Genomic DNA, 25056 nt, shown 5'->3' with positions numbered 1-25056 from the left:
ACACGGCACTGTCAGAGCAAACGCACCGACTGGCGAGCACCGAAATAGATCGCTAGCGGCAGGACATGCCCCGCCCTCGCAAACCGGCCAGCCCGTTCCGCTACTTCAACTCATCGCCCGAGGTGATCCGCCTCGTGGTCATGATGTATGTTCGCTTCCCGCTATCGCTGCGCAATGTCGAGGACATGCTGTTCGAGCGCGGGATCGACCTCTGCCACGAGACAGTACGACACTGGTGGAACCGTTTCGGGCCGATGTTCGCCGGCGACATCCGCCGGCAGCGGGTGAGCCGGATGAAGGGCTTTCGCCAGTGGCGCTGGCACCTCGACGAGATGTACGTGAAGCTGAATGGCGAGATGGTCTACCTGTGGCGTGCGGTCGACCAGGAAGGCGAGATCCTCGAGAGCTACATCACCAAAACACGCGACAAGGAAGCCGCTCTGACCTTCATGAAGAAGGCGCTGAAGCGCCACGGATCGCCGGAAAAGATCACCACCGACGGGCTGCGCTCATACCGTGCGGCGATGAATGAGCTCGGCAATACCGACAGGCAGGAGATCGGCCGCTGGGCCAACAATCGCGTCGAGAACAGCCACCTCTCGTTCCGACGACGAGAGCGAGCGATGCTCCGCTTCAGGCGAATGAAGACACTGCAGAAGTTCGCCTCGGTCCACGCCAACGTCCACAACCACTTCAACCAGGAACGCCACCTCGTCGATCGCCAGACCTACAAGGAACGCCGCTCGGCCGCACTGGCCGAGTGGCAGTCCCTCATGAGCTGAGCCCACGTCCCCAAAGCCGAGGCTGCGCGAAACGGAGACGAGTTGCGATTAGACTGACAGCACTTTCGTGGCCCATCACGACGATCAGCGGCACCTGCAACTGGGTGACGGCAAATTCGAGACTCCCGAGCGCCGTGGCGCAAAGCGTGTTGCCGGCGTTGCGGACAATGAACAGTTCGCCCAGCCCGCGTTCGAACAGCAGTTCGGGTGGAACGCGGGAATCCGAGCAGCTGAGATAGGCCGCGAACGGCCTCTGGGCAGCGGCCAGGTGGAGCCGGTGCAGCCGGTCCATCGGTGGATTGTAAGGTGCGTCGGACAGAAACCGGCGGTTGCCTTCCTTGAGCAGTTCGAGCGCTTCGAGCGGGGTAATGTGTGGCTGATCGTCCATGTTCGGCATCCTTAGCCGTCGCGGCCATCAAGGCGCGGGCGCAGGTAGATCAGGGCGTTGCGGATCAACCAGGGCAGCAGGCCGATTGCAAAGATGAGCGCGGCGACCACCAGCAGCCAGCCGGGCTCAGCCTGAATTGCGGACATGATCCGCGCGGCTGCGGCCAGCTGGACTCCGGCAAAAGCCAGCCAGGCCAGTGGGACCATGGCCAGCGGGCGTCCGGAGTGACCGTGCGTGACGCGGGTCACCATGGCCACCAGCAGGCTTGCTGCAAAGCCCAGGGCCAACGCGTGGGTCGGGGCGAGGCCCAGCGGCAGGCCAAAGGAGGCCATTGCGGCGAGCGCAAAGCCAAGCGGGGCCCAGGCAAAGCCCCAGATCAGCACCAGCATAAGCCCAGGCGCCGGGCCGCGCGGCCACCATTTCCATGCCATCAGGCCGGTGCAGGCGGCCAGCCCGGCGCAGGCCAGCGCGGACAGGTCCGGGACCAGCGCAAGTTCCCCCGCGATCCGCGCGGCCAGGAGCGCCCATACTGCCCCCAGCAGCCAGTCAGGCCGCCAGCTCTGATATCCCTTTACAACGTTGCCAGCGAAAAAGGGCACCATGCGATGTGCAACGGTTAGGAAAACTGGCAGGATGAAACCGTTCAGGCCCAGCACATTGCCCCAGCGCAGCAGGCGGGGATCGCCAGCGATTAGGAATGCGCAGACCAGCAACAGGGCGCCAAGGCCGATCGTCAGCGCGGCGAGTGCCGACACGGCGTGCCAGCAGGGCGGCTTGTCCGATCGCCTGTTTGCCCGGACCACTGCGGCCAGCACCACTAAACCGAGCGCCCAGGATGCGGCGCAGATTAGAAAGCCGATCCGGACCGGCGTGTTTGCCCCGGTCCACAGGCCGATGGCACTGGCCGTCATGCCGATCGCGAGTCCGCCAGAAACCGGCCCGAACTGGCGCGCGATCAAGTCAGGCTGGCTCATCCAGCGCGGAAACACAGTCAGCAGAAATCCGAAGATGAAGGCCGGATAGGTCTGCAGCAGCAGCGCAGGGGCGTGCAGCAGGGCGGCGGGCAGGCTTCCGGCTGGCGGCTTCGGCCAGCCAAAGTGGAGCGCGGCCAGCTGCATCGGCCACCACAGCGCCATGGCGGCCAGACCCAGACTGCCGGCAAGGAATGCCAGCCGGTGCGGCGCAGCAAACAGGATCGGGGCGGGGCTGGTCATCAGATCAGCCCATGGGCCCCGCCCATTGCCCCCAGCACAGTGACCAGGGCGAGGGCGGACAGCAGCCGGTGCACTGTCACCATCCGGGCGAAGTCGGCCTCTGGCGTGGCGGATTGGGCCATGCGGCGGTGCAGAAACAGCGGTTCGAGCAAGAACAGCATGACAGCAAAGACGGTCCACAGCGCCAGCATCGCATGCATCCACCAGAAAGCAGGATCGGCAAAGCGGCTCCACAGGTCCGCCTGATAAGTCATCCAGAAGCCGCTCGCCCCCGCCAGCAACACCCAGAACTTTGCCTGCGGGGCAAAGCCCTGTTCGATGCGGTGGAACGCGGCAAGCCGGGCCGCCGGTGCCTCGCTACGGGAAATGGCCGGCATGACGATCAGCGTGACGAACCAGACCCCGCCGATCCAGCCGACAATCGCGGCGACATGGAGGCAGCGGGCCAGAGTGTAGAGAGCAAAGTCCATGGGCCTGCCTTGCGCGGGAACAGCCAATCATTCGTTGATGAAAGTCAATTACAAGTGCCGCTGACAAGCGGAAATGGCCAACATGAATCAAGCAGTTTGCCGCACGGCCCTGACGCTCGCCGCATTGCTGGCCAGCACTGCCGCTCTCGCCGAGACGCAGGCGGTAACGCCCTATGCCGATATTCGCTACCGGCTGGAACTGGTCGATCAGGACGGTCTGGCCGAACAGGCCGCAGCCTCGACGTTGCGGGTCAGGGCCGGGGTCAAGACCGCCGAATGGCATGGTTTGAGTGCCGTGGTCGAAGGCGAGGCGATCGCGGTGCTGGGCGAGACCAGCTATAACGATACGGTCAACGGCAAGACCGCATATCCCGTTGTGGCCGACCCTTCCGACATATCGCTCAACCAGGCCTACCTGCGCTGGCGGCCAAAGGCCGAACTGGAACTGGTCGGCGGGCGACAGGCAGTCAATTTCGACAACCAGCGCTGGATCGGTTCGGTCGGCTGGCGGCAGAACGATCAGACGCTCGATGCCGTCCGGGTCACCGCCAAGCCGGCCAGGGGCGCCAGTCTGGATTACCTGTATGCCTGGCGGGTCAACCGGGTGTTCGGCCCGGATTCGCCGCAGGGCATCTGGCGCGACACGGACATTCACGGGGTCCGTGCGGCCTATGCCATCAAGGACGTCGGCACGCTCTCGGCCTATGGCTACTGGCTGGAGGTACCTTCCCAACCATCCAGCAGCAGCCGCACTGTGGGTGTGCGGATGGCTGGCGAGCTGCCGGTCGGAGGAGAGGGGACGTTCCTCTACGCGGTCGAATATGCTCGCCAGCACGATCACGGGGCCAACCCGCGCCGCTTCGCGCTCGATTACTGGCTGGTTGAGCCGGGGGTGAAAATCGGCCCGGCATCGCTCAAGGCCGGTTACGAGCGGCTGGAGGGCAATGGCACGGTTGGCCTGCAAACCCCGCTGGCGACGCTGCATGCCTTCAACGGCTGGGCTGACAAGTTCTTGTCCACCCCGGCAAGCGGCTTGCGCGATTTCTACCTCGATGCAGCCTACAAGGTGCCGGGGAAAGGGCCATTGGCCGGCCTGACGCTCCGTGCGGTGTGGCACGAGTACGGATCGACCACTGGCGGGATCGCCTATGGCCGGGAATGGAACGCGCTGGCCAGCTATCCACTGGGCAAGCGCTTCACCCTGACCGCGAAGCTGGCCCGTTACGAGGCCGATGGCTTTGCCACCGATACCACCAAGCTGTGGTTCCAGATCGAGACGAAGCTCTGATCAGCACTGGTCGTCGGGCACCGGGTCCGGGCGGGAGAAGGCTTCGAGCGCGGCGCGATCGGTTATCGTGATCTGCGCAGCGCTGACCGTAATGCCGTGCCCGCAGAGCACGCCGAAGGCGCGCGACAGGTTTTCCGGGGTCATCCCCAGCAGCGAGGCGAGCAGACGCTTTTCAGCCTTCAGTTGAAGCTTGCCGGTCCGGCCCTGCCTGCGCTCATGTTGCAGGATCAGGTTGCCCAGCCGCTCGGCAGACTGGCGCAGCTTCATGTCGGTCAGCGCGCGGACCATGTCGCGATAGGCATGGGCCAGTTCGCGCATGGTCGCCTGCATCAGCGCCGGATCGTCCTTCACCAGTTCACGGATCAGCGCCGCCGGGACCAGCAGGATCCGGGACGGCGCCAATGTGCGCGCCGACATGAGATAGGGCTGGTCGGTGACGACCGCAGCGAGGATGAAGCTGGTGACCGGCTCGACGATCCGCATGGTCGTGTCGCGCCCGGCGCTGTGGGCATAGAGTTCGACCAGCCCATCGACCAGAACGTGCAGAAAATCGGGATGCTGGCCCAGTTCGAACAGCGTTAGCTGCGGCGGAAAGACCTGCAGGAACGATCCGGAGAAGATCCGCTCGCGTTGGGCCTCCTGCATTTCCCGGAACAGGGGCAGATTCGCGATTTCGGGTCTTTCGCCGGGGCGCACGCAGCAGGCATCCTTGTTGGGGTGAACGCGTCCTAGCACCCCGCTTGATGTGCATCAATCGCAGGCTTGATCTGGATTGGGCGATCCGGCGCTACAGATCAGGCGGTTTGACGATTGTTCGGCCGCATCGGCCTTTCTTGATCCTGATCAAGCTTTTCCCCGCAGCGTTCGGCAGGTTCGCCGACATTCAACCCACAACAGGGAACACGCCGCCATGCCACTGTCGCAAACAGTCAGCACCGGACAACAGAACAAGGCCCTTGGCCTCAGCACATTTGCCTTCACCGTCTGCTTCGCGGTCTGGACGATCTTTGCGATCATCGGGATCGAGATCAAGGCGGAGCTGGGGTTGAATGACACCCAGTTCGGCCTGCTGGTCGGCACCCCGATCCTCACCGGATCGCTGGTCCGCCTGTTCCTGGGGGTCTGGACCGACCAGTATGGCGGGCGGATCGTCTTTCCGCTGACCATGCTGGCATCGGCGGTATCAACCGTGCTGCTTAGCCAGGCGGACAGCTATATCCTGATGCTGCTGGCGGCGCTGGGGCTGGGTCTGGCCGGCGGCGGGTTCGCGGTTGGTGTGGCCTATGTTTCCAAGTGGTACCCGCAGCAAAAGCAGGGCTCCGCGCTGGGCTTCTTTGGCATGGGCAATGTCGGGGCGGCGGTGACCAAGTTTGCCGCGCCCTTCGTCATGGTGGCGATGGGCTGGCAAGCGGTGGCGCAGATCTGGGCCGTGGCGCTGGCGATCACGGCCGTGCTGTTCTTCCTGTTTGCCAAGGATGATCCCGAACTGGCCGCGCGCAAGATCAGCGGCGAAAAGCCCAAGGGCCTGAAAGAGCAGCTTGAACCGCTCAAGAACGAGCAGGTCTGGCGCTTTTCGCTGTATTATTTCTTCGTCTTCGGGGCTTTCGTTGCGCTGGCGCTGTGGCTGCCCAAGTACCTGATCGGGGTCTACGGCGTGGACATCAAGGTCGCCGGGATGCTGGCTGCGACCTTCAGCCTCTCGGCCTCGGTGTTCCGGGCCTATGGCGGGATCCTGTCGGACCGCTATGGTGCGAGGCGGATCATGTACGCCACCTTCGGCGTGTCGATGCTGTGCCTGTTCATGCTGTCCTATCCGGCGACGGACTATACCATTCACGGGATCAAGGGCGACATCCGGTTCTCCACCTCGATGAGCCTGGTGCCGTTCGTCATCACGATCTTCGTGCTCGGCTTCTTCATGTCGCTGGGCAAGGCGGCGGTCTACAAGCACATCCCGGTCTATTATCCCGATCACGTCGGTTCGGTAGGCGGGCTGGTCGGTCTGGTCGGCGGGCTTGGCGGCTTCGTGCTACCGATCGTGTTCGGCGCGGTGAGCGACCTTACCGGCATCTGGACCAGCTGCTTCATGGTGCTCTTCGCGCTGGTCGCTGTCGCGCTGGGCTGGATGCACATCGCTATTCGGCAGATGGAGCAAAAGGCGAGCGGCATCGACGTGCGCAGCCTGCCGCAGTTCCCGGAAATGGCCTCGATCCACGACGAGAAGAAGCACGGGCGGATCGAGCCATCCAAGATCCTGACCGACTGGAGGCCAGAGGATTCGGCTTTCTGGGAGGAAACCGGCCAGCGCATTGCCAATCGCAACCTGTACATCTCGATCCCGGCGCTGTTGCTGGCCTTCGCGGTGTGGATGGTCTGGTCCGTGGTCGTGGCGAAGCTACCCCTCATCGGCTTCGACTATACCACGGACCAGCTGTTCTGGCTTGCCGCGCTGCCCGGCTTGTCGGGCGCGACGTTCCGGATCTTCTACAGCTTCATGGTGCCGATCTTTGGCGGACGGCTGTGGACCACGCTGTCCACCGCGTCGCTGCTGATCCCGGCCTTCGGGATCGGCTATGCGGTGCAGAACCCGGATACGCCTTATTTCATCTTCCTGGTCCTGGCGCTGCTGTGCGGCTTTGGCGGCGGCAACTTTGCCTCGTCGATGTCGAACATCGGGTTCTTCTTCCCCAAGGCGCAGAAAGGCAACGCGCTGGCGCTCAACGCTGGCCTCGGCAACCTGGGCGTTTCGGTGATGCAGTTCGCGGTGCCGCTGGTCATCACGGCGGGCGTGTTCGGCGCTCTGGGCGGCGAGGCGCGCGCGGCCAGCGACGGCAGCCAGCTGTGGCTGCAGAACGCCGGCTTCATCTGGGTGCCGTTCATCATCGCCAGCACCCTGCTCGCCTGGTTCGGGATGCACGACATCGCCGATGCCAAGGCCAGCTTTGCCGAACAGGCGGTCATTTTCCAGCGTAAGCATAACTGGCTGATGTGCTGGCTCTACACCGGCACGTTCGGCTCGTTCATCGGCTTTTCCGCCGGTCTGCCGCTGCTCGCCAAGAGCCAGTTCCCCGACGTCAACGTGCTGAAGTACGTGTTCCTTGGCCCGCTGGTCGGCGCCATCAGCCGCGCCGCGACCGGCTGGGTGGCCGATCGCTGGGGCGGGGCGCGGGTGACGTTCTGGGTGTTCATCGGCATGATCGTGGGCGCGCTGGGCGTGATCCACTTCCTTGAAGCCAAGGACTTCAACGGCTTCCTTGGCGCCTTCGTCTTCATGTTCTTTGTCACCGGGGTGGGCAATGCCTCCACCTTCCAGATGATCCCCGCGATCATGCGCCAGGAAGTACCGCGGCTGATGCCTGAGCTCGACGCCGCCCAGCGCACCCGCCAGGCGGAGAAGGAATCGGCGGCCATCGTCGGCTTCACTTCGGCGATCGCGGCTTATGGCGCCTTCTTCATCCCGCGCGCCTTCGGGATGTCGATCTCGTCCACCGGATCGCCGATGGCGGCGCTCTATGGCTTCATCCTGTTCTACGCCAGCTGCGCGGCGCTGACATGGTGGGCCTACACCCGCAAGGGCAGCCTGCTCCACGATATCGAGCGCGGCCGCGCCCCCACTGCCCCAATTGCCCAAGGAGCCCCCGCATGAGCCATCTGCTCGACCGCCTGACTTTCTTCCGCCATAAGAAGGAGCAATTCTCCGACGGCCACGGGGTCACCACCGCCGAAGCGCGCGACTGGGAGGATAGCTATCGCAAGCGCTGGCAGCACGACAAGATCGTGCGCAGCACCCACGGGGTGAACTGCACCGGATCGTGCAGCTGGAAGATCTACGTCAAGGGCGGGATCATCACCTGGGAAACCCAGCAGACCGACTACCCCCGCACTCGGCCCGAGCTGCCCAACCATGAACCCCGCGGCTGTCCGCGTGGTGCCAGCTACAGCTGGTACATCTATTCGGCTCAGCGACTGAAGTATCCGCTGATCCGCAAGCGGCTGGTCAAGCTGTGGCGCGCGGCGCGAGCCACCCTGCCGCCAGTTGCCGCCTGGGCCTCGATCCAGAACGATCCGGCGAAGCGCAAGAGCTATACCGCGATCCGCGGTCACGGCGGCTTCGTCCGCTCGACCTGGGACGAAGTGAACGAGATCATCGCGGCGGCCAATGCCTATACCGCCAAGCAATGGGGTCCGGACCGGGTGATCGGGTTCTCCCCGATCCCGGCGATGTCGATGGTCAGCTATGCTGCGGGATCGCGCTATCTGTCGCTGCTCGGCGGCACCTGCATGAGCTTCTATGACTGGTACTGCGATCTGCCGCCGGCCAGCCCGATGACATGGGGCGAGCAGACCGACGTTCCTGAAAGCGCTGACTGGTACAATGCCGGCTTCCTGATGTTGTGGGGATCGAACGTGCCGCAGACGCGCACCCCCGATGCCCACTTCATGACCGAGGCGCGCTATCGCGGGGCCAAGGTCGCCGTGGTCAGCCCCGACTATGCCGAGGCGACCAAGTTCGCCGATCTGTGGCTCAACCCCAAGCAGGGTACCGACGCGGCGCTGGCCATGGCCATGGGCCACGTCATCCTGCGCGAGTTCCACCTTGACCGGCAGGTGCCCTATTTCGAGGACTATTGCCGCCGCTATTCCGACATGCCGATGCTGGTCCGCCTGATCGAACAGGACGGTAGGCTGGTGCCCGAACGCCTGCTGCGCGCCAGCGACTTCGAGGGCGATCTGGGCGAAAAGAACCACCCCGAATGGAAATCCGTCGCCATCGACGAAGCCCGCGACGAAGTGGTCGCGCCGACGGGTTCGGCCGGATTCCGCTGGGGCGACAAGGGCAAGTGGAACCTTGAGGAAAAGGACGGCAAGGGCGCCGAGGTCAAGCTGCGGATGACCGCGATTCTCGACAAGGACCACGACGAGGTGGTCGAGGTGGCCTTCCCCTATTTCGGCAACCGCGAGCATGACCACTTCCAGGGCACCGATCACCCCGACGTGCTGCCGAAGCGCGTGCCGGTGCGGCAGCTGGAACTGAAGGAGGGCCGCACTTTCGTGGCCACCGTGTTCGATCTGCTGTGTGCCAACTACGGCCTCGACCGGGGTCTGGGCGGAGACTTCGTAGCCCGCGAATTCAGCGATTCCGCGCCCTACACCCCGGCCTGGGCAGAAAAGATCACCGGGGTTCCTGCCGACGCGATCATTACCGCCGCGCGCGAATTCGCGGCCAATGCCGAAGCCACCAATGGCAAGTCGATGGTGATCCTGGGGGCCGGTCTGAACCACTGGTACCACATGGACATGAATTACCGCGGGATCATCAACCTGCTGGTGATGTGCGGCTGCGTCGGCCAGTCGGGTGGCGGCTGGTCGCACTATGTGGGCCAAGAAAAGCTTCGCCCGCAGACCGGCTGGCTACCGCTGGCCTTCGGGCTCGACTGGAGCCGCCCGCCGCGGCAGATGAACTCCACCAGCTTCTTTTACGCCCACACCGACCAGTGGCGTTACGAGACGCTGGGCGCGGGCGAAATCCTCTCCCCCACCGCGCCCAAGGGTGACTGGGACGCCAGCCTGATCGATTACAACGTGCGGGCCGAACGAATGGGCTGGCTGCCATCGGCCCCTCAGCTCAAGACCAACCCACTGGACGTGGGCAAGGCGGCCAAGGCCAGCGGCATGGAGCCGAAGGACTACGTCTCGCAGGCGCTCAAGGCCGGGGATCTGGAACTGTCCTGCCTGGACCCGGATGACGAGGCCAACTGGCCGCGCAACATGTTCGTCTGGCGTTCAAACCTGCTGGGTTCCTCCGGCAAGGGGCACGAGTATTTCCTCAAGCACCTGCTGGGCACGGCGCACGGCGTACAGGGCAAGGACCTGGGCGAAATGGGCCATCAAAAGCCCAAGGATGTGAAATGGCACGACGAAGCGCCGAAGGGGAAGCTGGACCTGCTGGTCACGCTCGACTTCCGGATGTCGACCACTTGCGTCTATTCCGACATCGTCCTGCCCACCGCCAGCTGGTACGAAAAGGACGACCTCAACACCTCGGACATGCACCCTTTCATCCACCCGCTTTCGGCTGCGGTGGACCCGGTGTGGGAATCGAAGAGCGACTGGGACATCTACAAGGGGATCGCCAAGACCTTCTCTGAGATCGCGCCCGAAGTGCTGGGGGTGGAACAGGACCTGGTCATGGTCCCGATCCAGCATGACACCCCCGGCGAAATTGCCCAGCCCTTCGATGTGGCTGACTGGGGACAGGGTGAGGTCGAGCCGATTCCCGGCAAAACCATGGCCAATGTCGTGCTGGTGGAGCGGGATTATCCGAACCTCTACAAGCGCTTCACCGCACTTGGTCCGCTGATGGACAAGCTGGGCAACGGCGGCAAAGGCATGTCCTGGGAAACCGGGCATGAGGTCGAGGGGCTGCGCAGGCTCAACGGCACGGTCAGCGAAGACGGGCCGACCAAGGGCATGGCCCGGATCGACACCGCCATCGACGCAGCCGAAGTGCTGCTGATGCTGGCGCCGGAAACCAACGGCGAAGTGGCCGTAAAGGCGTGGGAATCGCTGTCGACCTTTACGGGCCGCGAACACGCCCATCTGGCGCTGCCCAAGCAGGACGAGAAGATCCGCTTCCGAGACATCCAGGCCCAGCCGCGCAAGATCATCTCATCCCCGATCTGGTCGGGCCTCGAAAGCGAGCATGTCTGCTACAACGCTGGCTACACCAACGTCCACGAACTGATCCCCTGGCGCACCCTGACGGGCCGGCAGCAGCTCTATCAGGACCACAAGTGGATGCGGGCATTTGGCGAGGCGCTGTGCGTCTATCGCCCGCCGATCGATACCAAGGCGGTGAAGCCTATGCTCGATCAGGCGGCCGGGCAGAAGCACGTCATCCTGAACTTCATCACCCCGCACCAGAAATGGGGCATCCATTCCACCTATACCGACAACCAGCTGATGCTGACCCTGTCACGCGGTGGACCGATCGTGTGGATGAGCGAGGTGGATGCCGCGAAGGCGGGACTGGTCGACAATGACTGGGTCGAAACCTTCAACGCCAACGGTGCGCTGGTGGCCCGCGTGGTCGTCTCGCAGCGGATGAAGGAAGGCACCCTGTTCATGTACCATGCGCAGGAAAAGATCGTGAACGTGCCGGGATCGCCGCTGACCGGCCAGCGCGGGGGGATTCACAATTCCGTGACCCGTGCGATCCTGAAGCCGACCCACATGATCGGCGGCTACGTCCAGCAGGCCTACGGCTTCAATTATTACGGCACCGTGGGTTCCAACCGCGACGAATACGTCATCGTCCGCAAGCTTGAAAAGGTCGACTGGCTCGAAGGGCCGCTCGGCGCAGAGGAGACCGCAGCATGAAAGTCCGCGCGCAAATCGGCAAGGTTCTGAACCTTGACAAGTGCATCGGCTGCCACACCTGCTCGGTCACCTGCAAAAACGTGTGGACCAGCCGCGAAGGCATGGAATACGCTTGGTTCAACAACGTCGAGACCAAGCCGGGGATCGGCTATCCCAAGGACTGGGAAAATCAGAAGCGCTGGAACGGCGGCTGGGTCCGCACGCCTTCGGGTTCGATCCGCCCGAAGATGGGCGGCAAGTGGCGGCTTCTGGCTAAGATCTTCGCCAACCCCGACCTGCCGGAGATCGACGACTATTACGAACCGTTCACCTTCGATTACGGCCACCTGCAAACCGCCGGGGAAAGCAAGGCCTTCCCCACCGCCCGTCCGCGCAGCCTGATTTCGGGCCAGCGGATGGAGAAGATCGAGGGTGGCCCGAACTGGGAGGAAATCCTTGGCGGAGAATTCTCCAAGCGCTCGGCCGATTACAACTTCGAAGGGGTGCAGAAGGAGATCTACGGCCAGTTCGAAAACACCTTCATGATGTACCTGCCCCGGCTGTGCGAACACTGCCTGAACCCCACTTGCGTCGCGGCCTGCCCCTCCGGTTCGATCTACAAGCGGGAAGAGGACGGGATCGTCCTGATCGATCAGGAAAAGTGCCGGGGCTGGCGCATGTGCGTCTCGGGCTGTCCGTACAAGAAGATCTACTTCAACTGGAAGACCGGCAAGAGCGAGAAGTGCATCTTCTGCTATCCCCGGATCGAGGCGGGTGAGCCGACGGTGTGCAGCGAAACCTGCGTCGGGCGCATCCGCTATCTGGGTGTGATGCTGTATGACGCCGACCGGATCGAGGAAGCAGCCAGCGCCGAACACGTCGAGGACCTCTATCAGGCCCAGCTCGACATCTTCCTGGACCCGAACGATCCGGCGGTGATCGAGCAGGCCCGCAAGGACGGCGTCCCCGAAGCCTGGCTGGAGGCCGCGCGCCACTCGCCCGTGTGGAAGATGGCGATGGAATGGAAGGTCGCTTTCCCGCTCCACCCTGAATACCGCACCCTGCCGATGGTCTGGTACGTGCCGCCGCTTTCGCCAATCAACGCTGCGGCCAGCGCGGGCAAGATTTCCGCGCGCAATGGCATGCCCGATGTCCGCAGCTTGCGGATCCCGGTCAAGTACCTCGCCAACCTGCTGACCGCGGGCAAGGAAGCCCCCGTGGTCGATGCGCTGGAACGGATGCTGGCGATGCGCGGCTACATGCGGGCCAAGACGGTGGACGGCGTGGTTGACGAGGGCATCGCTCGCGAAGTCGGCCTGACCGCTGCCCAGATCGAGGAAATGTACCATGTGATGGCCATCGCCAATTACGAGGACCGCTTCGTCATCCCGACTGGCCACCGCGAGGATGTGGAGGACATGTATGCCGAAAAGAGCAGCTGCGGCTTCTCCTTCGGCAACGGCTGTTCGGGCGGGTCGAGCGAGACCAACCTGTTCGGCGCCCCGGCCCGCAAGAAACTCCAGACTCCGACGGAGGTGTTCTGATGCGCCTGACCCTTCGCATCCTGTCCGCCTTGCTGCGCTACCCCGACGAGGCCGTGCAGCAGGCCGCGCCCGAACTGGCCGGTGTGCTGGCTGAAGACGGCCTGATGTCGCCCGAACAGCGCGCGTCTTTGCAGCCATTGCTGGACGCGCTGGCTAGCACCGACCTGCTCGATGCTCAGGAACGCTATGTCGGCCTGTTCGACCGGGGCAGGGCGGTATCGCTTCACCTGTTCGAGCACGTTCACGGCGAAAGCCGTGACCGGGGGCAGGCAATGGTCGATCTGCGCGACCGGTACGAGGCGCAGGGGCTGGAAATCACGGCCAAGGAACTGCCCGATTACCTGCCGCTGTTCCTTGAATACCTCTCGGTCCTTCCGCCGGGCCAGGCGGCAGAGGAACTGGCCCAGCCGGGGGTGATCCTCTCCGCCCTCGCGCAGCGGCTGGAAGAGCGGGACACCCCCTATGCTGCGCCGATGCGGATTCTGGCCGATCTGGCGGGAGCGGGCGGCGAGGCGTTCGAGATCGCCCCGGCGGATGATCCTGATGACCTCGCCGCGCTCGATGCCGCGTGGGAGGAGGAGCAGATTCGCTTCGACGCCCCCGTGGCACCCAGCACCGCAGACTGTCCGCAGGTCGCCGGAATGGTTGACCGCATGCTTGCCCAGGAACCTGTGAGGAGCCAAGCTCATGGCTGAATTCATCCATCACCTGCTGTTCGGGATCTATCCCTACATCGCGCTGGCCGTCCTCGCGGTGGGGTCGGTGATCCGCTATGATCGCGAACCCTATTCCTGGCGGGCCGGATCGAGCCAGCTCTTGCGCCGCAAGCAGTTGATCGTCGGTTCGGTCTTGTTCCACCTTGGCGTGCTGATGATCTTCGCTGGTCACGTGGTGGGCCTGTTGACCCCGATTGCCGTGTTCGACGCGCTGGGGATCAGCCACGGGGCCAAGCAATTGCTGGCAATTGTCGCGGGCGGTTTTGCCGGGGTGCTGGGGATCGTCGGGGCCACCCTGCTGATCCACCGCCGCTTCTTCGACCCGCGCGTCCGCGCCGCGTCCAGCTTTGCCGACAACATGATCATCGTTCTGCTGTGGGCGCAGCTGGCGCTTGGCCTCGCCACGATCCCGCTGTCGATGCAGCATCTCGACGGGCATGAAATGGTCAAGTTCATGAACTGGGCGCAGGGCATCTTTACCTTCCGCTCCGGCGCGGCGGACCAGATCGCCGACGTGGCGCTGGTGTTCAAGCTGCACCTGTTCATGGGCCTGACGATCCTGCTGCTGTTTCCCTTCACCCGCCTGGTCCACATGCTGAGCGCCCCGGTGCGCTACGTCTGGCGCCCGGGGTACCAGGTGGTTCGCTCGCGGAAGCTGGCCCGATGATCGCCGAACCAGTCATCGTCGGCGGGCGGGAAATCACCGCCGAGGCCATTGCCGCCGAAGCCCAGCATCACCCCGCCCCCGATGCCGCAGCGGCGTGGAATGCAGCGGCGGAAGCTTTGGCCGTTCGCCAGTTGCTGCTGGACGAAGCGGACCGGCTGGGCATCCCGGCTGAGGACCGCTATGACGCGGAGGGCCGTCCGCTGACTGAGGAGGATGGCCGGATCGATGCCCTGCTGGAGCAGGAAGTGCGCGTCCCTCAGGCCGACGAAGCCGCATGCCGCCGCTACTATGACACGCACCGCGCCCGCTTCGCCTCACCCGTGCTGGTCGAAGCGGCGCATATCCTGATCGAGGCCGACCCGGCGGACGCATTCGCCATGGGCCTTGCCACCGGTGATGCCCGCACCCTGATCCGCGAACTGCAGGCCGAGCCGGAACGCTTTGCCGAAATCGCCCGCAAACGCTCTGCCTGCCCCTCGGGCCAGCAGGGCGGCAACCTGGGGCAGGTTGGCCCGGGCCAGATGGTCAAGCCGTTCGAGGAAGCGCTGTTCGCCCTGCCGGAAAACGCGCTCTGTCCGCAGCCGGTAAAGACCCGCTTCGGCGTTCACGTCATCCGTTCGGGGCGCCGGGCCGAGGGGCGGCAACTGCCGTTCGAGGCGGTGCAGGAAGCCATCTCCGGCTATCTTGAAGAGGCCAGCTATCGCCGTGCTGTGGCCCAGTACATTGCGATCCTGGCCGGACAGGCAGGAGTCAGCGGGGTCGCCATAGCCGGGGCAGAAGGGGCCATGGTGCAATAGCATGGCCCAACAGCTCACCGATGGCCACGGCCGCCGCTTTGAATACCTGCGCCTGTCGTTGACCGATGTGTGCAACTTCCGTTGTTCCTATTGCCTGCCCGACGGCTATCGCAAGCAAGCGGGCCTGCCGGCCAGTCTGACGGTCAGGGAAACAGGGCGGCTTATCGCGGCCTTCGCGCGGCTGGGCCTGTGGAAAGTGCGGCTGACCGGGGGTGAGCCCAGCCTGCGTCCGGAACTGCTGGACATTGCCCGCACGGTCGCCGCCACGCCGGGAATTCGCAAGCTGGCGATGACCACCAATGGCTATCGGCTGGCAAGCCGCGCAGCCGACTATGCGGCGGCCGGGATCACGGCGCTGAACGTAAGTGTCGATTCGCTTGATCCGGCCCGCTTCGCCGCGATCACCGGGCATGACCGGCTGGACGAGGTGCTGGACGGGATCGCTGCCGCGCGGCTGGCCGGGATCGCCTCGATCAAGCTCAACAGCGTGCTGATGCGCGGGGTCAACGATGACGAACTGGAAGGCTTCATCGCCTTCGTCCAGCGGCACGATCTCTCGCTGCGCTTCATCGAGGTGATGCGGACCAATGACAACCCGGACTTCTTCGCGCAGCACCATCTGGCCGGGGCAGAGATTGCTGCGCGGCTGGAAAGTCTCGGCTGGCGGCCGCTCCCGCGCGAGGCCGGGGCCGGGCCTGCGGTGGACTATGCCCGGCCGGGTGAGCCAGGCCGGATCGGAATCATCGCGCCCTATTCGAAGGATTTCTGCGCAAGCTGCAACCGCCTGCGGGTTTCGGCGCGCGGCAAGCTGCACCTCTGCCTGTTCGGCGATCACGGGATCGACCTGCGCCCGCTGCTGGCCAGCGATGACCAGATCGAACTGCTGACCGCCCGCATCGCTGCGCTGACCGCCACCAAGGCCCCGGCGCATCGCCTGCACGCTGGCGATAGCGGCGCGACCCCGCACCTGGCCTCGATCGGAGGGTAACCATGCCTGGAATTGATGCTGAGCTGCCGTTCCATCCGCTCGGCATGGCGGTACTGACGATTTCGGACACCCGCAGCCTCGCCACCGACACTTCCGGCGCGCTGCTGGCCGACCGGCTGGTTGCCGCCGGGCACAGCCTGCATGACCGCGCCATCGTGACCGACGATATTGCCGCGATCCGCGGCCAGATCGAAGCCTGGCTGCAGCGTTCCGACATCGAGATCATCCTGACCACCGGCGGGACCGGCTTTTCCCCGCGCGACAACACGCCCGAAGCCGTCAGGCCGCTGCTGCGCCGCGAAATGGACGGCTTCTCGGTCGCCTTCCACCAGAAGAGCCTGCAAACGGTAGGCGTCGCCTCGATGCAGTCGCGCGCCTTTGCCGGGCAGGCCGGGGATGCCTTCATCTTCTGCGTGCCGGGATCGACCGGGGCCTGCCGCGATGCCTGGGACGGGCTGCTGGAGCTGGAATTCGACAGCCGCCACAAGCCCTGTTCGATCGCCGGAGCCCTGCCGCGGCTGCGGGATGTGTGTGCATGATCGATTTCGACGAGGCGCTTGCGCTGCTGGCGGACAATGTCAGGCCGCTCGGCTGCGAGCAGGTTGAACTTGTCGCAGCACACGGCCGGGTCCTTGCCGAAGACGTTCATGCTGCCGTCTCTTCGCCGCGCCGGGCGGTCTCGGCAATGGATGGCTTTGCCCTGCGCGATGCCGATGCCGGAGTCGGAGCCCGCCTGCGGATCAACGGCAAGAGTTTTCCCGGCTCTGTGTTGCCGCCTGCGCTTTCGGCTGGGGAATGCGTGCGGATATTCACCGGCGCCGCGCTGCCCGACGGCGCCGATCGCGTGATCATGCAAGAGAACTGCGCGGCAGACGGTGCCGTGATGACGATCGTGGACGCGTACGGTCCCGGCTGGCACGTGCGCCATGCGGCAAGCGATTTTGCTGAAGGAGACTTGCTCCTTAAGCCCGGCACTTTGCTTGATCCGCGCGCAATCGTGGCCTTGGCGGGAGCGGACCGAGCTGCCGTGCAGGTCGCCAAGCGCCCACGGGTGGCCATCATCGCCACCGGGGATGAGCTGGCACCTCCTGGAAGCGCGCGTGACAATGTCCTGAAGATCCCTGAATCGGTATCCTTTGGAGTGGCTGCGTTGGTCGAAGAATATGGAGGCACTATCGAGGCCAGGCTTGGTGGCTCGGACGATCTTTTGACGCTTCGGCAGTTGGCCGACAAGGCTCTCGCCATTGCCAACGTCGTGGTTGTAACCGGGGGCGCATCAGTTGGCGAGCGCGACTTCGCCAAAGTTATGTTTGCCGAGCAAGAGCTTGAACTGCTGTTTTCGAAGGTTGCGATCAAGCCCGGGAAACCGGTGTGGGTCGGGCGGTCGCAGGGACGGTGGGTGGTTGGCCTCCCTGGCAATCCCGGCTCTGCAATGGTCACCGCGCGCCTGTTCCTTGCTCCGCTGCTGGGAATGCTGCAGGGGCGACCGGTTGAAGATGTGCTGGACTGGGTGCCACTCCCGGCAGCACAGGCATTTCCGATTCCGGAAGGCCGAACCACATTCGTCCGCGCAGCCCTCTCCAAGTCGGGCCTGGTGCCGCTCGCAAATCAGGATTCCTCGGCCCAGGCTCCACTGGGCAAGGCAAGATGGCTGGTGCGGCGCGATCCCGCGGGGAAGGCTTCCCATTGCGACGAACGGATGCTGGCGCTCGCATTCTAGGCGGGGTTCCTGACCTCAGAAATGCGATGTCTGATGAGCCGACGCTGATTTCACTTTTCGCGGTTGCAGCAACCATCTGCGGTCACTTACGCGATTGAGCTCGGAGGGACTTTGGCAACGCGGGGCAATCAAAAGCAACGATTGGAAGAGCGAGGGGGGCAAGTGTGGGGGGAGAGCTCACGCTTTATGAAAATACCTCTCGTGATCAATATTATAAACGAAACCTCTTGCGCCCTCCCGCTCCGCCAGCGACCCCCGCACCAGTCTCTGTGAACAGGGTCTCCGCGGGTTCTGTCAGACGGATTGGTAGGGCGGACGGACGAGTGCTAGCGGGTCTGGAATGAGCCGCAAATCCAAAGCGAAGCCGTATAGTCCCTTCCGGTATTTCCACTCCTCGCCCGAAGTGATCCGCTTGGTGGTCCTGATGTATGTGCGGTTCCCGCTGTCGCTGCGGAACGTGGAGGACTTGCTCTTCGAGCGCGGAATTGACCTTTGCCACGAAACCGTGCGGCACTGGTGGAATCGCTTCGGACCGATGTTCGCCGCGGATATTCGTCGGCAGCGAGTAAGCCGGATGCGCGGCTTCCGCCATTGGAAGTGGCCTCTTGATGAGGTGTACGTGAAGATCAACGGCGAGACGCACTACCTGTGGCGCGCAGTCGATCACGAAGGCGAGGTTCTCGAAAGTTTTGTCACGAAAAAGCGGGACAAATCCGCGGCTTTGCGATTCATGAAGAAAGCGCTGAAGCGCCACGGCCAGCCCGAAGCCATCGTCACAGACGGCCTCCGATCGTACCCTGCGGCGATGCGTGAACTGGGCAATCTGGAGCGGCGCGAGATGGGCCGGCACCTTAACAATCGGGTTGAGAACTCACACCTTCGCCACCTCGTTGATCGACAAACCTACCCCGAACGTCGCTCGGCCGCATTGGCCAAGTGGCAATCACTTGTGGCCTGAAGCTGCGCAACCTGGGGGTCGCTCCGCCTGTCGGAGGCTGGTTGCGGTCCGACTGACAGCACCGCCAGCGACCGTCCGCTTCTGTTCATCCTTGACCGATTTCTGACGGAAAAGCTGGGTCCCTACCCGTTCGATGTTCGTTGTTGTTCGCACTGAATCGCCCTAATCCGCAGCAGCTTTTAGGGTTGATGTTAGGGTTACCGCTGCGCGATTGCGGGTTCAACGAGCCAAGGGCCGCCGGATCAACCCGGGGCCAGTGGAGTTACTGAATTCGGAAATTTCGAAATTTGTGGGATTTAATGATCCCTGTCTGGGCGATCGGTTGAATGGGAAAAGCGCGTGGTACACTTCCGAGTGCAGAAGGTGTGCACCTGATCCTAAACCCACCATCAACGGGCAAAGCCACTCCGTTTATGTAACTGGCTCTACCATGCGCGGGTCTCTTTCCTGACCCGCCAGGTCAGACAAACGCTGGATGTCTGCTCCGGATGAGAGCCGCCGTCAAACACGCCACTTTAGAAGGGCAGGATTGTCCCGAGGCTGTGTAAAAACGCCTGAATATGCTATGGTTCTCTCGCGTTTTGGGAGGCTTTGGAATGGCTCGTTTCGTCCAAGGGGAATACCGTCGGCAGGACTATTTGCTGCCAGCATCGCTCGATGATTACGTGTCGGAAGACAACCCGGTTCGGGGAATGAAGGGCAGCTCACAGGATGCCGTGCTGGAGCATTGAACGTCTGCAAAGTTCGCGAATTTGGTTGCAAATGCGGCCTCCAACTAATCAGCAATGTGCGTCATCTCGAGTTCGAGTTCCAACCGAGGTTGCACCATTCCATTTATGCGCCATCATATCGCATATCTTGACGTCCTCTCTACCTAGCTGTTATGTGCTCGGGTCAAGGTTCCACCAGCGCGCGTAATCATATTCTCGCGCTGGTCTGACGGGGAGAGAACTGGATGCCCGGTACGGGAGTCGATCGCCGCAACAAGTTTGCGTTGCGAAGTTTGGCGCTGGCTGCAGCGACGGGAGTGGCAGCACTTTCCGTCCTGACAATCGGACCCGTTGGACCGCTTTCCGCGCAAACAGCCGTCTCAAGCGAGAACCCTTCAGGGACAATCGGTTTGCGCCGCCTAAACGAGGCGCAATACAGCCGCAGCATTGAGCAGGTCTTTGGTCCCGGCATTACGATTCCGGGGCGCTTCGAACCATCGCTGCGCGAAAAGGGCTTGCTGGCGATCGGTGACGCCCATGTAACGGTGACAGGCTCCGGCTTTGAGCAGAACGAACTGCGTGCACGGCAGATCGCGGCGCAGGCGTTCAAGGAAAAGCGCGTCGCGTTGGCTTGCGACGGCGCGTCGACCGCTTTTGACCTCGCCTGTGCGCAGACTTTCATCCGCGATCTTGGCCGCCACCTTTACCGACGCCCGCTGACCGAAGCCGAAGTGGCCTCCATAACCGGCCTTGCTCGCACAGCAGCGGACAAGAGCGGGTCGATGGCGCGCGGGCTTCAGGCCGCGCTGGAACGCATGCTGGTGTCCCCCAACTTCATCTTCCGCATTGAACGGACGGTGGCGGACCCAGCCGCGCCGGGCGTGCGGCGGCTGGATGATTACTCGCTGGCGACGCGGATCAGCTTCCTGCTGTGGGATGCCCCGCCGGACAAGACGCTGCTCGAAGCCGTGGCACGCGGCGACCTGCGTGATCCAGCGAAGACCAGCCGCCTGATCGATGCGATGCTGGCGTCTCCCCGCTTCGAGCTGGGCACGCGTGCCTTCTTCTCGGACATGTTCGGCTATGATCAGTTCCAGGGCCTCGCCAAGGATCAGGCGATCTATCCAAAGTTCAACTCATCGCTTGCCCGCGACGCGCAGGAGCAGACGCTGCGGACCATCGTTGATCTGTTGCTGACGAACCGGGGCGATTACCGAGACCTGTTCACCACCCGCAAGACTTTCATGACCCGCAGTCTCGGCGCGCTTTATCGGGTGCCAGTGCCGGCGACTGCCTTTGATGGCTGGGCGCCCTATACCTTCCCGGCGAACGAACCACGCAGCGGCATCCTCAGCCTCGCCGGCTTCCTCATGCTGGATCCGACGCATGAGGGGCGTAGCTCGCCGACCATCCGGGGCAAGAGCGTACGCGAGCTGCTGCTGTGCCAGATGGTGCCGCAGCCGCCCGCCAACGTGAACTTCCAGCTGGTTCAGGACGTGTCGAATCCGCTCTACCGCACGGCGCGGCAACGGCTGACCGTGCATCAGGAAAGCCCAGCCTGCGCCGGTTGCCACAAGCTGACGGATCCGATCGGACTTTCGCTCGAGAATTACGATGCGGTCGGCAATTACCGCACGCACGAGAACAGCGCACTGATCGATGCATCGGGCACCTTCGAGGGCAAACCCTACGTCGGCCTGCTCGGCCTAGCGGGGCGGCTGCGCGAGAGCGAGGCGGTACCCAGCTGCTTGGTGCGCCGGGCGTTCGAATATGGGGTGGGGCGTGAGGCGGCGGAGGCGGATACGGCAGTGCTCGAGCAATCGGCGGCGCGCTTCGCGGCAGGTGGTTATCGGTTCCCTGCACTGATGAAGAGCCTCGCGATGAGCGATGCGATCCGCGCGGTCGCGCCGCCATCACCGGGCAGAACGGCAGCCAGAAATGCAGGTCAGGTAGAAGGAAAATCACGATGAGCAGGTGGTCCAGGCGCAGTTTGCTGCAAGGAATGTTGCGCGGGGCGAGCGTGGCCGTGGCGCTGCCGCTGTTCGACATGTTCCTTGACGGCAATGGCGAGGCGCTGGCCAGCGGCGCGCCGATCCCGACCCGGTTCGGCACGTGGTTCTGGGGCTGCGGGGTCAATACGGCGCGCTGGTTCCCTACCAAGCTCGGCATGGATTACGACCTGAAGCCGGAGCTTTCGCCGATTGGTGATCTGCGTAGCAAGGTGTCTGTATTCTCCAATTTCAACTGCGTGCTCGATGGCAAACCGAACCTTGTTCACTGGTCGGGCGTCATGGCCACCATGTCAGGCGCGGCACCGCTGACCGGGGGTGTCACCGGCGGCACAAGCCAGTTGCCAACGCTTGATTGCCTGATCTCCGATCACATCGGCGGCAATACCCGTTTCCGCTCGCTCGAACTGGCCTGCACCGGGCAGTCGAATGTCAGCTACTCGATGCGCGCCGGTTCGACTGTAAACCCCAGCGAGGTCGATCCGGTCCAGCTCTATCGCCGTATGTTCGGCACTGAGTTTCGCGATCCAAACAAGGCGGAATTCACGCCGGATCCCGAAGTCATGCTCCGGCAAAGCGTGCTGAGTTCGGTCAAGGACGAGCGCGAGGACCTGATGCGCTCGCTGGGAGCGGCAGACCGGCAGCGTGCCGACCAGTATTTCACGTCCGTCAGGCAAGTTGAACAGCAGCTCGGCAAGCTGCTCGAAAAGCCGGAACCGGCGCAGGCCTGCGTGCTGCCGACCGAACCCGGCAAGCGCGAGCTGGGGCCGACGTGGGACGTCGCTACGCGCACGCACGACTTGCTGGGGCAGTTGCTGGTGATGGCGCTCGCCTGCAACCAGACGCGAGTGTTCAACATGGCCTTGTCCAACGCGGGATCGAACCTGCGCAAGCCCGGTGATCCGGTCGCTTTCCACGAACTGACGCACGAAGAGCCGGTCGATGAAAAGCTTGGCTACCAGCCCAAGGCGACGTTCTTCATCGAGCGCAGCATGGAAACGCTCGCCTCGATGCTCAAGATGATGGACGGGGTGAAGGAAGGGGCGGGGACCCTGCTCGACAACAGCCTGGTTTTGGCCACGTCCGAAAGCAATTTCGCCAAGATCCACTCGGTCGACAACCTGCCAATTCTCGTTGCCGGGTCGGCTGGCGGGCGTTGGAAGCAGGGGCAGCACATCAGCGGCAATGGCGATCCCAGCTCGCGTGTAGGTCTGACCATCCAGCAGGTCATGGGCATGCCGGTCACCGAATGGGGCGATGGCGCGATGAAGACGAGCAAGCCGATTTCGGAGGTTATGGCATGAAGCGCCTTGGAATGAACCTGTTGGCGGCGGGGCTGCTGGTAGCTGGCTTGCCGGTTGCCGCAAATGCCCAAGCCCCAGCCGCACCGGCCATTTCGCCCGAAGGCATGGTCGGCCCCGCGCTCTACGTTACCGACCCGGCGCGCTCGCTCAAGTTCTACACCGAAGGGCTCGGCATGAAGCTGCGGATGCGCTTCGGCCCGGCGGACCGTCCGGACATAGTGGTGGGTTTCGGCCCCAACCCGGCGGAGGCCGGCATCATGCTGATCACCGACAAGTCGGGTCCGATCCGCTCGATTGCCCATGCCCACGGCTTTGACCGGATCGCGCTGCGCATGCCTGATCTGGCAGGGCTTGCCGTGCGGCTTGAGATGCTGGGATTCAAGGCAGGCGAGATCAAGCTGGTCCACGGTTCGATCCGCATGATGATGGTGACCGATCCGGACGGCTACCGGCTCGAACTCATCGAAACACCCGGGAAGCCCGCGTCGTGATCGGCGCCCGTTCCGCAGCCTCGATTGCGCTGGCGGCAGGCCTTTTCGCCAGCACGCCCGCGTGGGCCGATTACATCGGTCCCAGCTATGTCGAGATTCCCGGAGTCGATGGCGGTGCGCGCCACCCCGTCTTCCGGAACTGGGTGCAGGCCGAGGCGAATTACTGGACAAGCCACCCGGCGCGGCGCGAGATCAGGGGCATTTCCGGCAAGGAGAGCGGGCTCAAGTTTACCGGTCCGACATCACCGGCCAGTGGGCCTTCCATGCTGGCCCTTTCCGTGGCGAAGACCAGCCCGGCACTGGCTCGGCTCATGGAAATCTGCCGCAGCGGCACGGTTCTTCCGCAAGTCAGCTATGCCGAGTCCGCCGACCTCGCCCGACATATTCAGGAGCACGGCCCGCGCCCTGCGGACGTTCCCGAATTCTATCGCTACACGCTCAGCAACGTTCGCCTGTCGTGCCCCGTTGCCGAAGGCGCACCCGAACAGGCATTTGCCCTGAAGTTCGAGGGCATCACCCGGATCAATCATGCGCCGCAGCCAAAGCCCCGGGTCATCACGACGAAGCCGGCCACCTTGCCGCCTGCGCCCAAGGGCGGAGAAAGCCGGACCTTCCTTGTTTCCTGGTTCGCGCCGATCGCCGATGCCAATGATCGGCAGTGCCCGCAGATGAACCGCAAGCCGACTCAGGAAGAATATTACGCACTAATGTCGCCTGGGCGAGCGGCGCAGCAGAAGGCTGCCCTGGCCAGCAAGGGCGGCGCCAACACCGTAGTCCTGCCCTATCGCGGCCCGGACGAGATGAACGTCATCCTGCTCCCCGGTATCGTTGCCGATCCCGGCCATGTCGCCCCGCAGGCAGACATCGTTCGCGGGTTCGATCTGGACGGCAACGACGGCACGGCCCCGTTCCCGGCAAGTACCCGGCCGCACCCGAACTATACCTCTCCCGATGGGCGCAAGGGCATCGATAACCAGCTTTTCACCGTGCAGGGCTGCATCGCCGGCTGGCGCCGCAATGGCTTCCTGCCGATGATCGGCAACGAACTGCGCCGCGCCGGCGGCCTGTCGATGCTGGTCGATGTCAGCGGCGTCGAAGACTGGCGCAATGACGACGATGTCGCGGTGACCTTGCTCTACAGCGCCGATCCGATGAAGCGCGATGGCAGCTCCAAGATCGTCCTGCCGGATTACTCGTTCCGGGTGAATGCCAATCCCGAGTTCTCGCAAAGTTTCGCGCGCTTTCGCGGCAAGATCGTGAATGGCGTGCTGACCACCAGCGCCCATCCGAAAGTCACGATGCACGAAGGGCCGGCCACCACCTGGACTCTGGCCGAAGCGAGGATGCGGATAGAGTTCGGCGAGGACGGCACGATGAAGGCCGTGCTGGGCGGTTACCGCGATTGGCGCAAATATATCTCGTCGGCCTTCTTCCAGGCTTCCGACTACGAGAACACCATCGGCTTCAACAGTCCGGGAATGTACAACGCCGTGCGCCGCGCCGCCGATGGGTTGAAGGATCCCGCTACCGGAGAATACACCGGAATTTCGGCGACCTATGAAATCGAAGGCATCCCGGCGTTCATTCCGCCCGAAGACCGGCAGGCGCTGGGCAAGGGCGGGCAGTTAAAGGCACAGAAGTAGCTTTGCAA

At 63.7% G+C, this 25056-nt stretch carries 21 protein-coding genes; 17 read left to right on the top strand and 4 right to left on the bottom strand.

The window, feature by feature from the left end:
• Positions 1-65 precede the first annotated feature (65 nt).
• Positions 66-782 (top strand): IS6 family transposase, encoded by a 717-nt coding sequence (locus tag WG900_RS10870; protein ID WP_339967060.1) that lies wholly within the window; start codon positions 66-68, stop codon positions 780-782.
• Here the strand turns inward: WG900_RS10870 and WG900_RS10865 are convergent.
• The 3 genes from WG900_RS10865 to WG900_RS10855 are packed head-to-tail and all read right to left on the bottom strand — an operon-like array spanning position 772 to position 2854.
• The gene (locus tag WG900_RS10865; RefSeq protein ID WP_339967059.1) at positions 772-1170 is read right to left on the bottom strand and encodes a carbonic anhydrase; all 399 of its coding nucleotides are present in this window, start codon (positions 1168-1170) and stop codon (positions 772-774) included. The genes WG900_RS10870 and WG900_RS10865 overlap by 11 nt on opposite strands.
• An 11-nt stretch (positions 1171-1181) precedes the next feature.
• Positions 1182-2384 carry an NnrS family protein gene (locus WG900_RS10860; RefSeq protein ID WP_339967058.1) on the bottom strand — a complete coding sequence of 401 codons (1203 nt, stop codon included), beginning with the start codon at positions 2382-2384 and terminating at the stop codon, positions 1182-1184.
• On the bottom strand, positions 2384-2854 hold the full coding sequence (locus WG900_RS10855; RefSeq protein WP_339967056.1) for a hypothetical protein: 471 nt from the start codon (positions 2852-2854) through the stop codon (positions 2384-2386). The genes WG900_RS10860 and WG900_RS10855 overlap by 1 nt, the downstream gene beginning before the upstream one ends.
• Positions 2855-2936: 82 nt before the next feature.
• On the opposite strand from WG900_RS10855, the gene WG900_RS10850 reads away from it, so the two are divergent.
• Entirely contained in the window at positions 2937-4142 is a 1206-nt protein-coding gene (locus WG900_RS10850) for a porin (RefSeq protein WP_339967054.1), read from the top strand.
• Here WG900_RS10850 and WG900_RS10845 read toward each other — a convergent pair whose 3' ends face one another.
• Positions 4143-4838: a cyclic nucleotide-binding domain-containing protein gene (locus tag WG900_RS10845; RefSeq protein WP_339967053.1), complete on the bottom strand. Its 696-nt coding sequence runs from the start codon at positions 4836-4838 to the stop codon at positions 4143-4145.
• 214 nt (positions 4839-5052) lie between these two features.
• Here WG900_RS10845 and WG900_RS10840 point away from each other — a divergent pair, with 214 nt between their 5' ends.
• The 15 genes from WG900_RS10840 to WG900_RS10770 all read left to right on the top strand — a co-directional run bounded on the left by WG900_RS10840 (position 5053) and on the right by WG900_RS10770 (position 25048).
• Entirely contained in the window at positions 5053-7788 is a 2736-nt protein-coding gene (locus WG900_RS10840) for a nitrate/nitrite transporter (protein WP_339967051.1), read from the top strand.
• Positions 7785-11522, top strand: a complete 3738-nt coding sequence (locus tag WG900_RS10835; RefSeq protein WP_339967049.1) for a nitrate reductase subunit alpha — start codon at positions 7785-7787, stop codon at positions 11520-11522. Before WG900_RS10840 ends, WG900_RS10835 begins: the two co-directional genes overlap by 4 nt.
• Positions 11519-13045: a nitrate reductase subunit beta gene (gene narH / locus WG900_RS10830; RefSeq protein ID WP_339967047.1), complete on the top strand. Its 1527-nt coding sequence runs from the start codon at positions 11519-11521 to the stop codon at positions 13043-13045. The genes WG900_RS10835 and narH overlap by 4 nt, the downstream gene beginning before the upstream one ends.
• Positions 13045-13740 carry a nitrate reductase molybdenum cofactor assembly chaperone gene (gene narJ, locus WG900_RS10825; RefSeq protein ID WP_339967045.1) on the top strand — a complete coding sequence of 232 codons (696 nt, stop codon included), beginning with the start codon at positions 13045-13047 and terminating at the stop codon, positions 13738-13740. The genes narH and narJ overlap by 1 nt, the downstream gene beginning before the upstream one ends.
• Positions 13733-14428, top strand: a complete 696-nt coding sequence (gene narI / locus WG900_RS10820) for a respiratory nitrate reductase subunit gamma (protein WP_339967043.1) — start codon at positions 13733-13735, stop codon at positions 14426-14428. The genes narJ and narI overlap by 8 nt, the downstream gene beginning before the upstream one ends.
• Positions 14425-15225: a peptidylprolyl isomerase gene (locus WG900_RS10815; protein WP_339967041.1), complete on the top strand. Its 801-nt coding sequence runs from the start codon at positions 14425-14427 to the stop codon at positions 15223-15225. Before narI ends, WG900_RS10815 begins: the two co-directional genes overlap by 4 nt.
• Before the next feature lies 1 nt (position 15226).
• Positions 15227-16213, top strand: coding sequence for a GTP 3',8-cyclase MoaA (moaA, locus tag WG900_RS10810; RefSeq protein ID WP_339967038.1), 987 nt, complete (start codon positions 15227-15229; stop codon positions 16211-16213).
• Positions 16214-16215: 2 nt separating this feature from the next.
• On the top strand, positions 16216-16752 hold the full coding sequence (locus WG900_RS10805; protein ID WP_339967036.1) for a molybdenum cofactor synthesis domain-containing protein: 537 nt from the start codon (positions 16216-16218) through the stop codon (positions 16750-16752).
• Complete coding sequence (locus WG900_RS10800) at positions 16749-17933, top strand: molybdopterin molybdotransferase MoeA (protein WP_339967034.1); 1185 nt, start codon at positions 16749-16751, stop codon at positions 17931-17933. Before WG900_RS10805 ends, WG900_RS10800 begins: the two co-directional genes overlap by 4 nt.
• 340 nt (positions 17934-18273) lie before the next feature.
• A complete protein-coding gene (locus WG900_RS10795) occupies positions 18274-18891 on the top strand; it encodes an IS6 family transposase (protein WP_339966996.1) in 618 nt (205 codons plus the stop codon).
• A gap of 596 nt (positions 18892-19487) precedes the next feature.
• Positions 19488-19622, top strand: a complete 135-nt coding sequence (locus WG900_RS10790) for a hypothetical protein (RefSeq protein WP_339967428.1) — start codon at positions 19488-19490, stop codon at positions 19620-19622.
• A gap of 389 nt (positions 19623-20011) precedes the next feature.
• Positions 20012-21571: a DUF1592 domain-containing protein gene (locus WG900_RS10785; RefSeq protein WP_339967032.1), complete on the top strand. Its 1560-nt coding sequence runs from the start codon at positions 20012-20014 to the stop codon at positions 21569-21571.
• Positions 21568-22914, top strand: a complete 1347-nt coding sequence (locus WG900_RS10780) for a DUF1552 domain-containing protein (protein WP_339967030.1) — start codon at positions 21568-21570, stop codon at positions 22912-22914. The genes WG900_RS10785 and WG900_RS10780 overlap by 4 nt, the downstream gene beginning before the upstream one ends.
• Positions 22911-23405 (top strand): VOC family protein, encoded by a 495-nt coding sequence (locus tag WG900_RS10775; RefSeq protein WP_339967028.1) that lies wholly within the window; start codon positions 22911-22913, stop codon positions 23403-23405. Before WG900_RS10780 ends, WG900_RS10775 begins: the two co-directional genes overlap by 4 nt.
• Complete coding sequence (locus WG900_RS10770; protein WP_339967026.1) at positions 23402-25048, top strand: Hcp family type VI secretion system effector; 1647 nt, start codon at positions 23402-23404, stop codon at positions 25046-25048. Before WG900_RS10775 ends, WG900_RS10770 begins: the two co-directional genes overlap by 4 nt.
• Positions 25049-25056: the final 8 nt, after the last annotated feature.

It is taken from the genome of Novosphingobium aquae, from assembly GCF_037572715.1.
Taxonomy (GTDB): domain Bacteria; phylum Pseudomonadota; class Alphaproteobacteria; order Sphingomonadales; family Sphingomonadaceae; genus Novosphingobium; species Novosphingobium aquae.
This window is presented reverse-complemented; position numbering and strand designations above follow the sequence as displayed.